We start from the raw sequence: 2299 nt of genomic DNA, 5'->3' as shown, positions 1-2299 counted from the left end.
TCAATCCAATGATTAATCCAGCAATATGCCAAAAACGGATTTTGACTTTAACGAAATAGTTGAGATAGGGAATAAAACGAATTACCTGATTTAAGCAGTAAAATAATAAACCAAGCGATAAGAGAATTGAAATTAAAACTGGTTCTCTTACTGCCAGATAAATTAATCCTAAACCTAGCAACATACTCGTATTTGTATCTGCCCTTGTCCAGATTAGTTTCGTAAATAGCGGTACTATCTCCAAATAGAAAGAGTTTGGCTTAACTTGGTGATTTTTGTACATAATCAATTAAGCTATATTTCAGAAGTAAAATTATCTATTGCAAGACTTTTTGGTGTAGTTTTATTAGCAAGATTTAAAGATTGAATCTGGTTTTTATTGAAGTCGCACTGCTCAATGCTCCATCGGTTATATTTCGCATTAATTAACGTTGCATTAAAAACTGGTTGCATTGAATCAGAGCCAGAAGTACAATCAAATCCCTGAAGCACAGCAGGTTTTAAAACATCTCCGTCTTCACTAATTTGAGCGACTTCAAAACGGAAATGATATTGTCGATTTGAAACAGAATCTTTCCAATTAAAAGTACTGGGAGAATCCTCATATTGAAAATCGATAAATTCTTGCGGTAAAACTTGTTGAAGCCGTTTAATAATTGCTAAACCAGAAGTTTGAATATCAGGATTTTCCTCTGGTTGTAGTGTATTTACTGTGGAAATTCCCGTTTTTACAGTTAATCCAGTTAGCAATAACCCATTAACTTCATGTTGATTTGCTAATTGATGTGCAGCATTAGTTAAAGCAGGACTTATTTTGCCAAATCCAGGAGATGGAGATTTGAGAATTTCTTGAGTTGCAGAATCATCTTGGTTGATAATATGCTGACTTTCCACTTGTAATCCTGGTGTCAAGATTATTTCGTTAGAACTGAAAGAAGGAATTGCTAAATTACCTTTTGGTTCTGTTACTTTTATTTCAATAGTTGTAGCTAATTGTTGATATGGAATAACAGAGCCATTATCTAGATTAATATTTATCTCTTGCTGTTGCAAAGAAATTGTATCAGTCGTCTTTTTGGGGTCAATTGTAAATGAGAAATTAAACCCAATTAACTGATTTTCCTCGAACACTAAATTTATTTGTAATTGCCGTTCCCGCTCCAAACTAATTTCAGTTATCGCCTTTTGTAAATCCCTAATATTAGCTAAACTTTGCCAATTATCCAATGCTTGTCCGACGACCTCAGAGATATATTTTAGGTCTTGAGAGTCGGTAATCAAACAGTTATCAATCGTGTCGCTCATGATTGTATTTGAATTGTTTTACGGAAGAATAAAAAAGAAGTCAGGAGTCAGTTGGGTATTCTGTACTACTGGTGGTTTAAAGCCCCCTTTTTTATACTCGCTTTGCGAGTAGATAAAGATAAAGAAAAAGTTTCCCTTGTTTGAAACCCCTGACCAAACAATTGGCAATTCGTAATTCGCAATTCGCAATTAATTAATTGGAAATTAATTGCTTAATTGATTAATTAAGGTGCAAACCCCTAAATTTGTTTATGGTGTATAAATTAGGACGTAACCGAGTTCAAGCCCCCACTGCGAATTACGTAGCTTGCTTCCCGCGATAGCGGGTACTGCGAACTGCGAATTGTACTGACTATACCTGACGGCAGGTATGCGGTTGTTCTGATTCCTGGATTCTGACGAATGACTCTTTTTCATTTCACCTTTAAGGATGATATTTTTGCCCTCTTTCAAGATTCTCATCAAAATATGCAAATTAGATACTAGCCCATTGATGTAAACACAGATATCACTATAGTTATAGAGACAAATTTACAATCTCCGAAACTATTGCCAATTCAAGATTTGGAAAATACTCGAACATGAAAAATTGGCTATCTGCACGTTTATCCCTTAATCGGACACTTGTGCAGAAGAAAATAATTATGTATAAGTGAATTACCGAAAAAAGGCAGAGGGCAGGAGGCAGAAGGCAGAAGGAATAAAATACATTTTTGCCCTCTGTCTTGAAAAGTTTTGTGTGTCGTATTCCGTCCCCACAAACTTTTCGCTGCCACAAGGGTTTAAAGCCCCTCTCTTACAAAGTTTTGTGGAAGGAGACCTTCCCCACAAACTTTGCGCTAAATTTATTTATGGGGTTTCCCTTCTGCCCTCTGCCTTCTTCCTTCTGCCTTCTTATGAATCAAATTGAAATCAGGTTGAAATTAAATTCAAATCCTTTTGATGGAAAGTAAAAATTGCATTGTTTTCCTTTCTTCTAGCCTCTTTCTTCTAG

The 2299-nt window shown here is 35.4% G+C and carries 1 protein-coding gene and 1 pseudogene; both read right to left on the bottom strand.

Annotated elements, in window-relative coordinates:
- Positions 1–283 (bottom strand): annotated as a pseudogene (locus tag CK510_RS33125) (hypothetical protein); the annotation flags it as partial.
- An 11-nt stretch (positions 284–294) separates the two neighbouring features.
- The gene (locus CK510_RS29515) at positions 295–1305 is read right to left on the bottom strand and encodes a hypothetical protein (protein WP_095725003.1); all 1011 of its coding nucleotides are present in this window, start codon (positions 1303–1305) and stop codon (positions 295–297) included.
- Positions 1306–2299 lie beyond the last annotated feature (994 nt).

The organism is Brunnivagina elsteri CCALA 953 (genome assembly GCF_002289455.1).
Lineage (GTDB): Bacteria > Cyanobacteriota > Cyanobacteriia > Cyanobacteriales > Nostocaceae > Brunnivagina > Brunnivagina elsteri.
Note: the sequence above shows the minus strand (reverse complement) of the source record. Positions and strands in the feature narration are given on the sequence as shown.